The organism is Delftia sp. K82, assembly GCF_002193035.1.
Classification (GTDB): domain Bacteria; phylum Pseudomonadota; class Gammaproteobacteria; order Burkholderiales; family Burkholderiaceae_C; genus Comamonas; species Comamonas acidovorans.
In genome coordinates, this window is record NZ_MYFL01000007.1 from 13553 (window position 1) to 28063 (window position 14511).

The 14511-nt window shown below is 57.2% G+C and carries 12 protein-coding genes and 2 pseudogenes; 3 read left to right on the forward strand and 11 right to left on the reverse strand.

Annotated features, from left to right (window positions below; genetic code table 11):
- Positions 1–94 precede the first annotated feature (94 nt).
- Positions 95–1159, reverse strand: a complete 1065-nt coding sequence (locus KDK82_RS29150; RefSeq protein ID WP_088166932.1) for an alkene reductase — start codon at positions 1157–1159, stop codon at positions 95–97.
- A 210-nt stretch (positions 1160–1369) separates the two neighbouring features.
- Positions 1370–2332, reverse strand: a complete 963-nt coding sequence (locus KDK82_RS29155) for a GlxA family transcriptional regulator (RefSeq protein WP_088167001.1) — start codon at positions 2330–2332, stop codon at positions 1370–1372.
- A 117-nt stretch (positions 2333–2449) separates the two neighbouring features.
- Here KDK82_RS29155 and KDK82_RS29160 point away from each other — a divergent pair, with 117 nt between their 5' ends.
- Positions 2450–2752, forward strand: coding sequence for a putative quinol monooxygenase (locus KDK82_RS29160; RefSeq protein ID WP_007182542.1), 303 nt, complete (start codon positions 2450–2452; stop codon positions 2750–2752).
- Positions 2753–2876: 124 nt separating this feature from the next.
- Here KDK82_RS29160 and KDK82_RS29165 read toward each other — a convergent pair.
- The 3 genes and pseudogenes from KDK82_RS29165 to KDK82_RS29180 form a co-directional block, all read right to left on the reverse strand.
- Positions 2877–3389 (reverse strand): annotated as a pseudogene (locus tag KDK82_RS29165) (N-6 DNA methylase); the annotation flags it as partial.
- Positions 3390–3403: 14 nt separating this feature from the next.
- Positions 3404–3984 (reverse strand): annotated as a pseudogene (locus tag KDK82_RS33310) (transposase); the annotation flags it as partial.
- Positions 3985–4322: 338 nt separating this feature from the next.
- Positions 4323–4649 carry a helix-turn-helix domain-containing protein gene (locus KDK82_RS29180; RefSeq protein ID WP_034383156.1) on the reverse strand — a complete coding sequence of 109 codons (327 nt, stop codon included), beginning with the start codon at positions 4647–4649 and terminating at the stop codon, positions 4323–4325.
- Positions 4650–4785: 136 nt separating this feature from the next.
- Here KDK82_RS29180 and KDK82_RS29185 point away from each other — a divergent pair, with 136 nt between their 5' ends.
- Both KDK82_RS29185 and KDK82_RS29190 read left to right on the forward strand, forming a co-directional pair.
- A complete protein-coding gene (locus tag KDK82_RS29185; RefSeq protein WP_088166933.1) occupies positions 4786–5400 on the forward strand; it encodes a hypothetical protein in 615 nt (204 codons plus the stop codon).
- 35 nt (positions 5401–5435) lie between these two features.
- Complete coding sequence (locus tag KDK82_RS29190) at positions 5436–6974, forward strand: flagellin (RefSeq protein WP_088166934.1); 1539 nt, start codon at positions 5436–5438, stop codon at positions 6972–6974.
- Positions 6975–7210: 236 nt separating this feature from the next.
- On the opposite strand, the gene KDK82_RS32340 is transcribed toward KDK82_RS29190, so the two are convergent.
- The 6 genes from KDK82_RS32340 to KDK82_RS29215 all read right to left on the reverse strand — a co-directional run bounded on the left by KDK82_RS32340 (position 7211) and on the right by KDK82_RS29215 (position 14471).
- On the reverse strand, positions 7211–7582 hold the full coding sequence (locus tag KDK82_RS32340) for a hypothetical protein (RefSeq protein ID WP_143343528.1): 372 nt from the start codon (positions 7580–7582) through the stop codon (positions 7211–7213).
- Positions 7583–7691: 109 nt separating this feature from the next.
- Positions 7692–8165 carry a DUF6527 family protein gene (locus KDK82_RS29195; protein ID WP_218827102.1) on the reverse strand — a complete coding sequence of 158 codons (474 nt, stop codon included), beginning with the start codon at positions 8163–8165 and terminating at the stop codon, positions 7692–7694.
- Positions 8162–9343, reverse strand: a complete 1182-nt coding sequence (locus KDK82_RS29200; RefSeq protein ID WP_088166935.1) for a ThiF family adenylyltransferase — start codon at positions 9341–9343, stop codon at positions 8162–8164. The genes KDK82_RS29195 and KDK82_RS29200 overlap by 4 nt, the downstream gene beginning before the upstream one ends.
- Positions 9318–10067 (reverse strand): multiubiquitin domain-containing protein, encoded by a 750-nt coding sequence (locus KDK82_RS29205; RefSeq protein WP_088166936.1) that lies wholly within the window; start codon positions 10065–10067, stop codon positions 9318–9320. The genes KDK82_RS29200 and KDK82_RS29205 overlap by 26 nt, the downstream gene beginning before the upstream one ends.
- Before the next feature lie 123 nt (positions 10068–10190).
- Positions 10191–13283, reverse strand: a complete 3093-nt coding sequence (locus KDK82_RS29210; protein WP_256974579.1) for a UvrD-helicase domain-containing protein — start codon at positions 13281–13283, stop codon at positions 10191–10193.
- 4 nt (positions 13284–13287) lie between these two features.
- Positions 13288–14471, reverse strand: a protein-coding gene (locus tag KDK82_RS29215) for an IS3 family transposase (RefSeq protein WP_088165044.1) whose coding sequence is annotated in 2 segments (ribosomal slippage) — positions 13288–14180 and positions 14180–14471 — 1185 coding nt in all. Because the reading frame shifts where the segments join, the coding sequence is not laid out codon by codon here.
- Positions 14472–14511: the final 40 nt, after the last annotated feature.

Genomic DNA, 14511 nt, shown 5'->3' on the forward strand with positions numbered 1-14511 from the left:
TCGGTAGACGCCATCGATTCACAGCTTCGCAAGATCGAAGAGCAGAGCCTTGGGTATAAAGTGGCTCGTTTCTTCGGTCTTCTGGGGCGGTGATTTACGCGACCTGCAGTGTCGGGTAATCTGTATAGCCCTTGGCGCCACCTGCGTAGAACGTGTTGGAGTCAGGCGCGTTCAGCGGTGCCTTGGCCCTGATGCGTGCGGGCAGGTCCGGGTTAGCCAAGAAGGCGGTGCCAAAGGCCACAGCGTCAAGCTTACCTTCGGCAATAGCTGCCTCTGCCTCATCAGCGCTGTAACCCATATTGCCCACCAACACACCCTTGTACTTTTCACGCGCTACGGGCATGACATCGGCCTTCTGCACGCCGAAGAAATCGGCGCGCATCACGTGCAGGTAGGCTAGCTTGAAGGCATTGAGCCTATCGGCCAGGAAGCCGATGAGGGCCAGCGGGTCGCTGTCTTTCATGCTGTTGAAGCTGTTGAGGGGCGACAGGCGCAGACCCACACGTTCGGAACCGATCGCCTGGGTCACGGCAGTGAGTACCTCGAACAGCAAACGTGCACGGTTTTCCAGCGATCCGCCGTAAGCATCGGTGCGCTGGTTGGGCGTGTCGCGCAGAAACTGGTCAATCAGGTAGCCGTTGGCGCCGTGTACTTCCACACCATCAAAGCCGGCGGCAATGGCGTTGCGTGCGCCTTGAGCAAACGCAGCCACGATGCCGGGAATCTCTTCGGCGGTCAGGGGGCGGGGCACCGCGTGCGGCACCTTGCCTTGGGGCGTGTGGATCTCACCCTCAATAGCGGTGGCGCTGCTGGAGACAATGGGGGCGCCATCGGCAGCGCCAGGGTAGGCTGCGCGGCCAGCGTGCCAGATCTGCATGAAGATGCGTCCGCCCTTGGCGTGCACCGCGTCGGTCACCTGCCTCCAGGCTGCAATCTGCGCGTCGTTGTAGATGCCAGGCTCATTGACGAAGGCCGATGTACCGGGCGCCACCATGGTGCATTCGGAAATCAGCAGGCCGCCGGTGGCTCGCTGGCTGTAGTACTCGGCCATCAGCGCGTTGGGCATGTGGCCAGCGTCGGCACGGGCGCGTGTCAGTGGTGCCAGAAGGATGCGGTTGGGCAGGGTGAGAGAACCTACTTGAAGTGGATTGAATAGCATGCGAATGAAAACCCAGATTAGTGAACAGAAAACAGTGGTAAAGCTAACAGTATTCCCAATACTCAGACCTTTGAAAGGTCACTGAAGACTGCTTTGGCACGGCTGGTGCTTTTGCACCCAACGCACGATGTAGTAGACACAAGTGGGTAAGCCTTTGCTTCCGACAGTTTCGCGGCGGTCTCCAGCCGTACATGCACCAAACGCCTTTGGTCATCCACCACGTCGCAACTCCCTGACACCCCTGCCCAGCTTGCGGCGCAACAGGGCCCGCAGCGTCACTCCATCCGAGTACCCGACCTGTGCGGCGACCTGGTCGACGCTGGCGTTGCTTGTGCGCAAGAGATGGACGGCATGCTCCACGCGCAAGTCCTGGAAATACGACAGTGGTGTCTTGCCCAAAACGCTTTGCAGCCGCCGCGCCAAGGTGCGCTCGCTTGTGCCCACGGCGCTGGCCGCCTCGGCCAGCGAGAACCCCTGCGCGAGCCGACTTCTGGCCCAGCACTCGAAGCGCTCTACCATCGGGTCGGCATGCGCAAGGTGGTCGGGAATCACGAACTCGGCTTGCGAACTGCGTGTCTCGACCAGCAGATAGCGTGCCACCAGGGCCGCTAGCGCCGGACTGCGCCCTCGGATGATGCGCAAGGCCAAGTCGACGTGGGCCAAAGCGGCACCCGCGGTGGTGAAGCGTGTCGAGTTCACGATCATGCGTGACTCGTCCAGCGCGACGTTCGGATAGCGCTGCCGAAACATCGGCCCCAGCCACCATGATGTCGTCGCACGATGCCCATCAAGCAGGCCACTCTCTGCAAGCAAGAAACTACCGGAGCAAGCGGCACCAAGGTGCGCGCCAGAGGTGGACCACTGCTGAAGCGCGGCGACCGCATCGGGCACATCGGGGCGTGTGAGTCGAGCCGAGAGCGTGTCAGGCATCTTGTCGCCAAACGCTGGCACGAGCACGACGTCTGGTTCGGGCACACCACGCGCAGTGACCACGGGCACCGTCAAGCCTTGCGCTGTTCGGATGCGACGCCGCACACCCACCAGCGTGAGCTCTATGTGCGCGGGAGCCTGTGGCAGCGATCCCGCCATCGCATTGGCTAAGCCCACTGTGTCAGTGAGCGCCGCAAGCCCCAGATCAAACACGCCATCACAAACAAGGAGGTGGAGTTTCATGGCAACAATGATATCAATGTTGTCATTATTGCCTATAGAGAAGTCTGTCATGAAGACTTAGACTGCAGTCTCTTCGATCCCTTCACCCACTTTTCCATTTACCCAAAGGAATACAGCATGACCAAGCTCGCCCTGTTTGTTCGCCTCGAAGCTAAACCCGGCCAGGAGGCTGCGCTTGCCGACTTCCTGGCCAGCGCACTGCCGCTCGCCAACGCCGAGTCCGGCACCACGGCCTGGTTCGCATTGAAGTTTGGCCCTTCGACGTTTGGTGTGTTCGATGCCTTTGCTGATGAGGCAGGTCGCCAGGCACATCTGAACGGCCAGATCGCCGCGGCCTTGATGGCCAACGCAGCGACCTTGCTCAGTTCTCCGCCCAATATCGAGAAGGTCGAACTGCTTGCAGCCAAACTGCCTGCATGACAACTCGGCCTTGACCCAATCAGGTCACGCTGCAGGATGGGGGTCAAACAGCCCTACGTGCGATCCCAACCTCCTTGCTGTCATTCTTGCAGTCTATGGATTTTCCGGCGAGAAAAGGGCAGATTCAAACCTGCCCACCCACACCCTTGAACTTCTCCACAAACGCAGCTATCTTTTGAAACACCGTCTGCTTCTTGGTCAGATATTGAGGGTTCAGCGGGCTCATCTTGGGCAGCACGCTATTCAACTCGGTTCCGCTGTCGCTGGCAAATTCGCGCTTCAGGGAGTTGGTGATGTAGCGCTTGGCAGCATAAGTATTGAGCTTTTCTTCGTCAATCAATGCCTGTGCTTCACGCTGCTGCTCAGCCTCAGCCTCGACATAGCTGCTGACCGACAGGTTGTAGTCATTGCCTGCCACCTTCTCAAAAGGCACAGACTGGGCAAAGTGATCCACATGGGCCTTGCTGTCAAACACGGCCATGATCTGCTCGATGTGTTCATCCAGCAGCACGTTGTTGTTGGTCTCTTTCTTGAACAGACCGCTGGCATCAATGAACTGGGTGGTGGTGTCGGTCTTGCTCTTGGACAGCACCAGAATGTTCACGGCAATCGTGGTGCCAAAGAACAGATTGGGTGACCGCCTCGGGGGCTGGGACGTCTGCGGTAACCCCGCTGAGCCTGCAAGCCTTCTTGCTTGAGCAGCTTGGCCACCCGGTGTTTGCTGCACCGCTCGCCCAGGTCACGCATGTCCAGGGTGAGTTTGCGGTAACCGTACACCCCACCGCTTTCCAGCCAGGCGTGTTTGAGCAAACCCAGTAACCTGCGGTCGTCCTGGGCACGGGCACTTTGCGGTTGCGTCTTCCAGGCGTAGTACCCGCTGGGGTGCAGCCGCAAAACACGGCACATGCCTCGCACGCTGTACAGAGCTTGGTGCTGAGCGATGAATGCGTACTTCAGCGGGACTGCCGCGCGAAGTACGCCGCCGCTTTTTTTAGGATGTCACGCTCCTCGGTGACCCGTTTGAGCTCGGCCTTCAGGCTGCGCAGTTCATCGCTTTGGCTCAGTTGCTGGGTGCGTGCTGCCAGTAGCATTTGGCGTTCACGCACCCATTTGTACAGGCTGTGGGTGCTTACGCCCAGGCGGTTGGAGACATCGGCCACGCTGTGGCCGTGGTCAAGGATTTGTTTGACCGCCTCGGTCTTGAATTCTTCGGGGTAACGTTGACTGCTCATACTGGCTCCTATTGGACAGGAAATAGGAGGCTCTTGACTGTCTACAAAATCCTGGGCGATTCAGTTCAGGCTGGTTGCCGCTACTGAGATTTGGCAAGCCGGTGACCGCTGCCGCCGATACCAGACGTTGATCTGCTATCTGACAAGACGTCCGCTGAGGACCTCAAACCGAAAGCTGGCTGCATCGTAGTGCGCCAGACAACTTGAACGACAGTTCTTCTAAGCTGCGAACTGGTGCTGCCGACCCGTAGCAGTCCATCAAGCCTATCCGGCCAATGACTGCAGTGCAGCCAACGTCGGCGAGGTGGTATAGCCCGTGCTTAGCGCAAACCTAGCGACTACATGTCTCGCGGAGGCTGCTCAGCAAGGAGCGCTTGAATCCTCAGGCGAACTTCTTCATCAGCATTTCCGTACCTGAACAACAGCTCGGCAATTTCATCGTCCGTGTCGGCGTAGAAAAACGCCACAGGCACCTTCAGCACCTGAGCCAACTTGCGCACAGTCAGCAAGTCTGGCTTGTGGATGCCAAGCTCATAGCGATTGATGCGCGTGCTGGCCACGAACGCATCAATTCCCGCTTCAATACCCAGCATCTTTTGCGACAGCCCCGCAGCCAAGCGGGCCTGCTTGAGCCTCGCGCCCCATTGTTCATCCGCGTCGGACATCTCGCACCTTCAAAAGGCTACGAGATTCGTAGTTATGCTTTATTCTCGATACTACGAGTTACGTAGTTTTGCTGGTTGATGCTCAAACCAGCAAAGCGCGCAAATTGGCTTATCAGAACAATCCATCGAGGGAAGCATGGCTACGACCAAAAAAGAGGACGATCAGAACGCAGCGCTGCTGTATTGCATACCAGCCATCCTGGCAACACTGGCCTTTTCGCTGTATCACTTTTCCAAGCTCAAAAAGCACTACTTGGCCGGTGCCAATGCCAGGCGCGTGTTCGACATTGGGGCACAAGGCGCTGAGCTGGCTGCCAGCGGCTTCTTTGGTCTGGCCTGCTACATGGTGGGCGTGTGGCTGTATTGGCTCACGCCCCTGTCGCTGGTTGTGACACTGCCTTTGGGCGTGTTCTTGTTGAACTGGGCAGGCAAGGCCCAGGCTTACGCCTTCTTGGGCGTCATCGTTGACTATGACCAAGGGCTGGTGTTCTTTCCACCCAATACGGAAAGCTTGGACATCGTGGATCGCTTGATGGTGATACCAATGATCAAGCAAATGACATCGATGGATTCTGTGCCGCTGGCCAGCATTGAACGCATCACGCGCCAAGCAGGCAAACGGGTGTTGCTGCACGGTGAGTTTGGCTCTCGCCATATCACTTTCACCGACAAGCTCAAGCGCGATGAATGTCTGCATTTGCTCATGGCCGGAAACAGCCGACGCCGTACCTTGATGCAGGAGCTGGAATGACAGTTCGCCATACCGCCTCAGCCAAGTAGCTCGACATGCCCACGATCAACACGAACTTGCCATCGCTGACTGCGCAGCGGCATCTGAGCGCTTCGCAGCTGAGCTTGACTACTACCATGCAGCGCCTGTCTTCGGGCCTGCGTGTCAACAGCGCCAAGGACGATGCTGCAGGCTTGGCCATCAGCGAGCGCATGAACACCCAGGTGCGGGGGATGGCCGTAGCCAGCCGCAACGCCAACGACGGAATTTCTCTGTCCCAGGTGGCCGAAGGTGCGATGCAAAAGCTCACAGACATTTTGCAACGCAGTTGTGAACTGGCGGTTCAAGCGGCCAACGGAACCAATTCCAGCAGCGACCGCCAAGCTTTGGACAGTGAACGTGCGCAGTTGCTGCAGGAGTTTTCTCGCATCGCCAGCACCAGCAGCTTCAATGGGCAAAAGCTCATTGACGGCAGCTTTATGGCGCAAAGCTTTCAGGTGGGAGCCAATGCCGGTGAAGTGATCGGCGTGAACTTGCCTTCACTGCAAGCGCCGAACCTTGGTGCGTATGGCTGGCCGCTGCAGCAAAGCCCCACCACCAACAGCTATGCGATTGCCCGAGGTAACGACGAAATGGTGCCCGCTGGTGATTTGGTGCTGCGCGACAAGCCAATTGCTATTGAGCGCAATGAAAGCATGGCTTCGATTGCGCAGAAGATCAACGATGCCGGGTTTGATCCCAAAATTTACACTCAAGCCAGCACCAGTGCCGTGCTTTCATTCAACAAGTCACTTCCACCCTCAACACCGTCTGTGGCTGTCACGGTGAAGCTGATCGCAGGCGATGACTTGTCCAAGGCGCAGTCGGTTTCTTTTACCTGGGATCATGCCAACCCTGATATCGCCAGCATCAAGCAGGCGATTAACGCGGTCAGTGGTCAAACCGGCGTCCGAGCGGAAGATGGGCCTTACGTGGATGACGTGCGCCTGGCGAATGACGCAGGGGAAACAATCCGGGTACTCAACGATTCAGCACCAGGCGTAAGCATGTTCATTCGTAACAACCTAGGTGCAGCCAATGCGTGGACCAATGGTATGACAGTGCCAGGTGCCAATGGTGCGGGCGTCCTAGGCGCAGGTGCCCACGACATTCAAGTGCAGGGCAATTTGGCGATGATGTCCGAAGACTCCTTCGCTATGGATGGAGGGGATTACGACTTGGACGGCGATCCCACTGGGCCATTTCCATCCATGCAGAGGACAGTGCAAAAGTTCAAGCTGACAGATGCTCGCTTGGATACGGCGGAACACGCCAGGCAAGCCCTGATCATCTACGACGCAGCCTTAAGGCAAGTGACCAGTGCTCGTGCTGACATGGGGGCGGTGCAGTCGCGCTTTGAATCAGTCATTGCCAATATCGACATCGCTGCAGAAAACATGGCGGCATCGCGTAGCCGCATTGTGGATGCTGACTATGCGGTGGAAACAGCCAAGCTGGCTCAGCAGCAAATCTTGCAGGATGCCGGTACCGCTATGTTGGCCCAGGCACATTCGGTCGTGGCTGAGCAAGCGCTGGCATTACTCAAGGATGTGTAATTGACACACGAAATATGCCTAGTAGTTGCTTGGCAGGGCTGGTGCTGAATCGGAGGCTTTCAAAGGTGCAACTGCAGTGCTCTCCCCAGCCGCTCACATTGGCCAGTTTCCGTTTTGCAGCGATTACGGTCCTTCAAGCTCGCTGCAGGAAAGGCTGCTCTTTGCTATACAGCAGTCATTCACAAAAATCGAAGATGCAATTTTGTGAAGTAGGGAGCTATCTAGGAAGTGCTGGTCTATTCACTTTCCAATCCATGCTTGCCGCGAAGGTGTCGCACCAAGTCTGCTGTACGCAGCTCTACCTGACTCAGTTTCCGAGCAGGAATACCCAAATCATCTGGCATTGTTGCTACCTCAATCTCTGCTGCCTCCTTTGCCATGCCATCTAGATAAGCAAATCCATGAACTTCGATCGAGTGACCGTCAGAAAACACCAATTGCAAAAATCCACTATCGTCATCAGAATCCTCTAATTTCCCGGTAGGGAACACACGCACCCCCGTGTACATGTGGGTTAGCATCCCATCGATATCTGAAGAGTAATGAAACTGCGGCAACTGCTTCAAAGCGTTGATGTAACGGCAACTCAGATTCACAGAGTTTTTCATATCGATTTACTGAAGATAGATTAAGAAGTCAATCTGCGCACGAATCCACACTGCATCACCCAGCTACTCCAGATTCGATGATTGGTCAGCAGAATGGAGTTCATACCGGTTATTTCCAAAACAAGGATTTAATGATCGACCAGATAGTGGGTGGCTGATTTATCGATTTTTGAGTGGAAGCACCTTTCTTTTCAGTACTTGCACTGGAGTGATCGTTACCTGAAGGACTCTTGCTGAGTCGGCCATAGTGCGCTGCCTTGGCACTCTTATCTCTACGGCGTTCAGCTTCAACCTGCGCTTCCGTCCAGGGCCCGGATTCCAATACACGGCCACGTTGGATCACATAATGCGAGCGGCACTTCTGATTCCAGTTCCCTACTGATGGGCTCAACGAGATGGTCTCGCCATCAAACGTCATGCGCCAGTCAGTGGGCGTGAATGGCGTCACCACTCTCTCACCGCAACCGCAGCAGCAAGAGTGAACTGCAGTCGCGTAGTCAATCGAGATGTACAACACGCCCGGCTCCAACTCGCGCGGCACTGTACGGACAAAACGATGCACCAGAGTCTGGTGAAGCATCATGGCTGGTCTCCGTTGAGTAACATGCCGCCATCAGTCGTATACGTACTGTGGTGTTCGTTCTCCAGATCGCGATAGAACCCGCGTAGCTTCTTCCACTTCACTACCGCTAAGCAGGCATTCAGTGCGTTCAAATCCGCCACCTGGATGTTGGACGCGTACACATCCTGCCCGCCACCACCCTCAAAAGAGATGCGTCCGGCATGGACATGATCGCGCTTCTCTGGCGTACTCGTGGTCACCCGCAGGATGCCCCCCAGGCTGCCATTGGCTGCCAAATCCAGCCCCATACCAACATCAACGAACGGTACGCCCAGCGCTTCCAGCTTCGTGACCACGGCACGCTTTTCTTCACCGGCATCCATGCTAATGAACGCGAAGGTGATGCCATCCAGCAGACCCAGCGTTTGCACTTCCAGCTTCACGGCATGCGGAACGATGTTGCGGTGCATGCGGCTGTAGATACCTTGGAGGTAGTCCACCTTTTTCGGAGCTTCACGCAGCTCCTCCAACGATGGGGCTCCCGGCGCACGGAAAGCGTTGTGTGACAGAAACTCATCGCTGTCATAAAGACGGATTTCCTTGACCGGCGTCTTGGCCACCAAGTCCAGGATGTAGCTACCGGTGCCTCCAACTCCCAAGATGCCCACCACCTCATTCTCGAGCTTACGGGCAAGCGCACCCAGGCCAACCCGGCTGGAAGCGGTATCGATGTAGTTGAAAACGCTCAACTCCTCTTCCTCGTCAGTCCCTCGGATCACCCGAGGGCTCATGCCTGGCTTCAGGACATTCGCCGGTCCAGCCAAGATGGTCGCATACGTCGACATCTTGTGGTGATAGTCGGTGTAGCCCTGGAGCGGCTTGTTGGAGAAACTGTGGCGCGCCTTGAGCCCATACCCCAGGTCAGTGTTTGCAGACTGATGAGCAATCGCAGGTAAGGGCGTTCCATTGGCGTTGCACGGAAAGTCACCATCCCAATGGATCACGTGATTCTCCGGCCTACAGGTGCGGTCCCCAGCCAAGTTCAGGTCGGACACCAGTGTTCCGGTACGCACTTGTCGCTGTGAGTCGACGTAGGGCACTTCGCGCATCACCAAGAGGTTTCCCTCAACGCGCACGAAGTAGCCATCGGCCCGCAGGCGAGCCAGGTCCGGATTAAGACTGAACAGTTTTTGAGACATTGAAGATGCTCCCACGCTTCTTGACTTCCACAGAGCCGCCCTCGCCGAGTTCACCGGAGTGTGGGTGCGATGCCGCATTGCGGTACGTCATAGATAACTTGACGTTGGTCTCGACCGGCGCGTTCGGGAACGCCAGCTCCACGACCTGCTCGAAGGTGACATGCTTGTCCGGCACGTTCTCTTCGGAAGCATTGACCACGATCACATAGCCCTTGTTAGGGCGCGGAGCGGTGATGAAGCGCTCAATGCCGGGTTCATCGAGGTCGATGTGGTCGTCGGACTCGATAAGACGATCCTCTCCACCTCGCACCTCAAGGAAGATGGCTTCATCTGGGGAAGGATCGGCCAGGTCGTACAAAACGCTGCTTGGCAGGTCAGCACGGCCCCACGTCATCTGGCGTTCGTTCAGCATGAACTTGAAGGCGCGGTCAGACTTGAACGCAATGAAACGTTCGGCGCCTTTACCTCGCAAGTCCACTGTCTCATCGAGACGAATGTCTTCAAAGTCACCCGAGTCCAGGAGCGCGAAGAGCAGGTAGTCAATGCGGCAGTCCAGGCCCGCGCTGTCGAGAATTTGCCGCCCAGTGGGGACCGGGTCCGGCACATCAATGTTGCGGAAGGTCAGCCCTTCCAAGCCAAAGCGAATACGGTAAGCAGCCGCTGCTTTCAGCGGGCGATCCTCACGAATCGCATCGCCAACGTCGTCAAAGTCAAGTTGGTTCATATGAGCCTTTAGGTTGTTGAGGCAAGGTTGTCTTGCCTACAACTACTCAATCGACCCCACTGATCCGAACCGGGAAGCTTTCCTTAAATTTTTCAAAAATATTTGGAGCCCTCGCCTACGCGCTCAAACTGATGGCAAGGATGGACAAACGTATGAGTACGTACAGCGTGCGCAAGGGAATTTGGTGGGGGCTTGATTGAACTTGCCAGTAACAAGCCCTGTGGCAAGCGTAGAAATAGCTGACCGATCTGTCACGTACTGGGGCTGAACCTCTCTCGAGGTAAGGCGGATAATGTCGTACAAGGTTGCAGCTCTGATACGCGATTCAGTGGTTGACGTTAATTGCATCAGCTGACCAAGAATTCTGTCCTGACGGTCACGATTCCCACCTGAATTCGGGTAGAAATCGACACAGTGCAGGCGTAGACCTCCAGGCTCATTTGTCACCAGTCCCCACGGCAGAGCTACGGACACACCTTTGACTGTCGTAATAGCTTCAAAGAAGCTGCCGCCAACTCCGTTGAGGTATGTCGCTCCCGCATACAAAGCGGCCCAGGACTGTGCCCACAACTGAGGATCGTCAGCTGGCTTCGGCAACCTTGCTGCATCCCATCCCCTCCTGAAAGTATCTTCAAGGAGGTCGTATCGGCCAGACGGAGCAAGCTCTTTGAGCGCCCGCTTAACTAAGGCGCGAGCCTGCAGCGACGGGTTGGGCGAAAGCTCTTGCCCCATCTCAAGGCCGAACCTGTAGAGGAATTGGCGCGGACATCGGTCATAAGAAAGGAATTGCTCGTTGGTAACGCTACTCCAGCCTGCTTGGGCTGTTGGTTCTGATGCGATCTGAGGCATAACTCCGGCGGCCCGAACGCTGCCTAACTGCAGAACCCTGTGTTGGACAACATGTTCAAGAGCATCCACGGGCTGGTGGGGATATTCCTTCGTGTCCTCATAGATGGTCAGGGCATCCTTCGCCCGTGAAACGGCGACATACAGCAGGTTGTGCGATTCGAGATTAGATTCCTTATCGTATTGTTCCCTGGTGCTGTTGATTGCCTCAGGCGGAAGCAGTGAGCTGGGCACGTTCGCTCCTGAGAAATCCGAACCGTTGACAGCTACTAGATGAACAGAGCGGAACTCTAGCCCCTTGCTTGAGTGGAGTGTCATGACTCTCACTCCCTCGAGCGCATTGGTTTCGGGAGGCAACTCGCGGTCAATGAAGACATCCCGAAGCTGTTGACGCAGTCGGAGACGGTGTAGCAAGCGGAAGAGCGTGGGCCTTTTCTTGTCTCCGTCGCCGACCCGCGACATGTAAGCAAACTGCCATTGAGCAAGACGACGCATATGACCGTCGATGCTGGTGTCATGTATGTCCGCAAGAAGGAATCGTCGCTCTAGCAGCAACTCACAAAAGAAGTCCCATGGACTTGTCGACCACGTCAACCCGCGCAGTATGTGAGCAAGATTCTGTCTGCCTTGGTTCCCTTGGGCAGAGATGCCCAGCGTGCTCGTCTTAAGCCAAGCACTCCGTTGGAGCTCTCGATTCGCAGAAACGGCCTCAAGTATCGCCGTCACATCCGCACTCTTGATTTCTGGCGCGGTGAGCTGTGCTACACGCAGCAGCGCTCTGGGACTTCGTTCAACAATGAGCTGAATGACCGCGAGGATGTCCTTGACCTCAGGCCGTCCCGTCAATTCGCCGACATATACGACAGGGATGCCTCGGGTCTTCAGCTCAGAGGCAGCGGAAGCAACTGCCGCCCCTTTCCGAGCGATGACGACCTGCTCGTGCAATGGAATTCCGATGGCTAAATCGTTACTGATCCTACTAGCAAGCTCAGCCCAAAGCACCGGCCGACCAGGCGCTTTAAAAAGCAACGGTACTCGTGTGCTGCGACCTCGCGCGCACTCTGCTTGAACAAGCGGCAAAGTGTCTTCTAGAGGGTGGTGCCTACCGACAGCCGTGGTCACGTCAATGACCTCTTGAACGCTCCGCCTGTTCATTACCAGGTCGTAGCGCTTGGCAGAAGCGAAGCGCCCCTCGAAATCCAGAAGTGCTTTAAGCGATGCGCCCCGCCAGTGATAGATCGCTTGACGGACGTCACCGACCACCCAGAGACTAGCGTTTACCGTCAACTGAGACGTCAGGGACAGCATGGCCGTGGTGAGGTCCTGAAATTCATCAACCAAGACATGCTCGTACCCATCCGCAATCTCTGTGTAGAGGGTGCGGTCTTCTGCGATGGCTATTGCTGGTTGCGCTACAAGGTCAACGAAATCCACGATGCCAGCATCCGTGAGAGCCGCCTCGTATGCACGGGCGACAGTCGCGACGTCGCGAAATATTTTCCGCTCCTCATCATCGGCTGCAACTGCCAGAGACTCCTTCAGGTAGTCGTCAATCGAAACCAACTCCTCCTTGACTCTCAACACGCTGTCTAGCACCGGCTGCAGCCACTCATACGGATCGTCTGTGCGACGGTAATGCTCAAGCTGAACATTGGCCAACGCCTTCGCGGTCTGAGTCAACTGGGTAAGCTTGTCGGCAACCGAGACATCTTGGGCTACGCCAAAGTGCTGGTAATACTTTCGCAGAAACTCGAGACCAAACGCATGGAAGGTTCCAGCCCATATTTCTGAAGCGCCCTTAACGCCGGCACGTTGCAGTCGGTCAACGAGCTCAGCAGCCGCCTTGTTGCTGAATGTCAGCACGAGAACCTTGCGTGGATCGACGCCGCCAACCTCAATCAGCTTCTTGACTCTATGGACGAGCGTGGTTGTTTTACCCGTACCAGGTCCAGCTACGACATGAACGTGCTTTTCCGTCGCATTGATAGCAGCTTGCTGGTCAGGACTTGGTACGGGAAGCGGACCTAGTGGCTTTGGTACATACGGGGGCAGAAGTACGGCGTCGAGCACTTGCTGCCTTGCCACCTCTAGCGGAATCTCCAGTTTTCCGGCTATAGCCCTGGGGCCATCTCCAGCAAAGAACAACTGTCTGGCCAACGAGCGTGGAAGGAGAAGCTCGCGCCCAAATACGTTCTTCTGAAGCTCATCCCGTTCTCTTGCCCCATATGCCTCCACATAAGCAGAAGCAGGTGAGGCAGGCACGAACTCATCTGCCGTGCGATGGACAGTGTCTTCATCTACATCAGGGTCGAGCCGAAGATGACCCAGCTCGTGCCCGATGAGGTGACCCTGCCTCGTTTCCACGTACACCAAGTCATGCAGCCAAACGAGCGTTCTCCCAGGTCACTGGGGGCAGGAAGCCGTTGGCCGAGTGCAGGCGCTGGCGGTTGTACCAGCCCTCGATCCAATCGACTATGTCCAGCCTGGCCTGCGCTCGCGTGTCGTAGCGTACCTGATGGATGCGCTCGACCTTCAGCGTCTTGAAGAAGCTCTCCATCGGCGCGTTGTCCCAGGCATTGGCCTTCCTGCTCATGGACATCGTGATGCCCAGCTCGGCGGCCAGTGCCCGGTAGCGCCCGCCGGCATACTGCGACCCGCGGTCGGTGTGGACCAGCAGCCCCTTGGCAGGTTTGCGCAGCCACCATGCCGACTTCAAAGCGGAGCACACCAGCGTGGCGTCGATGGTCTCGGACATCGACCAGCCGACGATGCGCCGACTGGCCAGGTCCAGCACGGCGGCCAGGTACAGCCAGCCCTCGCAGGTGGGCACGTACGTGATGTCCGCCACCCACGCCTGGTCGCTCTGCCAACCATCAAAGCGCCGATCCAGCAGATTCGGCGCCACCGGCAAACGGTGCGCCGAGTCGGTGGTCGTCACGAACGGCTTTCTGTACACCGGGCGCAGGCCCTGGCGCCGCAGGCTCTTTCGCACTCGCTCGGCGCTGACGACCTCTCCCTGCTGGCGCAGCTTGTGAACGATCCGAGGGCGGCCATAGCTTCGACGGCTGGCATCGTGGATGGCCGCCACCTTGGCGTCCAGAGCCTGGTTGGCCAGCGTGTTGGGACTGGGCGGGCGCACGCGCCATTGGCAGTAGCCGCTGCGAGACACCTGCAGCACGCGGCAAAGCCGACTGACGGTGTATTGGTCGCGATGCTCGTCGATCCAGGCGTACTTCATCGCGACCCCCTGGCGAAGTACGCCGTCGCTTTTCGAAGGACTTCCACATCCAGCTTCGCGTCGGCCAGTTCTCTGCGCAGGCGGCTGTTCTCCGCCTCCAGTTCACTCACGGGGCGGCGCGCAGGCGCCTCGGTGGGCGGCACAGCCGCGCCACTGCCGCCGCTCGCTGCGACACCTCGCCTGGACCAGTTGCCCAACGTTGCCACCGGCACGCCCAGGCGACGTGCTGCCTCGTGTCCGCCGACTGACGCCGCGAGTCTGACGGCCTCAGCCTTGAATTCCTGTGTGTACTGCCGCTTGGGCAGCTTGCCTTCTTTCATTTCGATTCTCCGTACCTCTGAAGTTATCAACTTCTTGCTG

Excerpts from the sequence above, each read along its gene's own strand:
- KDK82_RS29195 (WP_218827102.1), bottom strand. The coding sequence starts at position 8,165 with ATGATGCTTCACCAGACTCTGGTGCATCGTTTTGTCCGTACAGTGCCG.
- KDK82_RS29190 (WP_088166934.1), top strand. The coding sequence starts at position 5,436 with ATGCCCACGATCAACACGAACTTGCCATCGCTGACTGCGCAGCGGCAT.
- KDK82_RS29160 (WP_007182542.1), top strand. The coding sequence starts at position 2,450 with ATGACCAAGCTCGCCCTGTTTGTTCGCCTCGAAGCTAAACCCGGCCAG.
- KDK82_RS29150 (WP_088166932.1), bottom strand. The coding sequence starts at position 1,159 with ATGCTATTCAATCCACTTCAAGTAGGTTCTCTCACCCTGCCCAACCGC.
- KDK82_RS29205 (WP_088166936.1), bottom strand. The coding sequence starts at position 10,067 with ATGAACCAACTTGACTTTGACGACGTTGGCGATGCGATTCGTGAGGAT.
- KDK82_RS29180 (WP_034383156.1), bottom strand. The coding sequence starts at position 4,649 with ATGTCCGACGCGGATGAACAATGGGGCGCGAGGCTCAAGCAGGCCCGC.
- KDK82_RS32340 (WP_143343528.1), bottom strand. The coding sequence starts at position 7,582 with ATGAAAAACTCTGTGAATCTGAGTTGCCGTTACATCAACGCTTTGAAG.
- KDK82_RS29185 (WP_088166933.1), top strand. The coding sequence starts at position 4,786 with ATGGCTACGACCAAAAAAGAGGACGATCAGAACGCAGCGCTGCTGTAT.
- KDK82_RS29155 (WP_088167001.1), bottom strand. The coding sequence starts at position 2,332 with ATGAAACTCCACCTCCTTGTTTGTGATGGCGTGTTTGATCTGGGGCTT.
- KDK82_RS29200 (WP_088166935.1), bottom strand. The coding sequence starts at position 9,343 with ATGTCTCAAAAACTGTTCAGTCTTAATCCGGACCTGGCTCGCCTGCGG.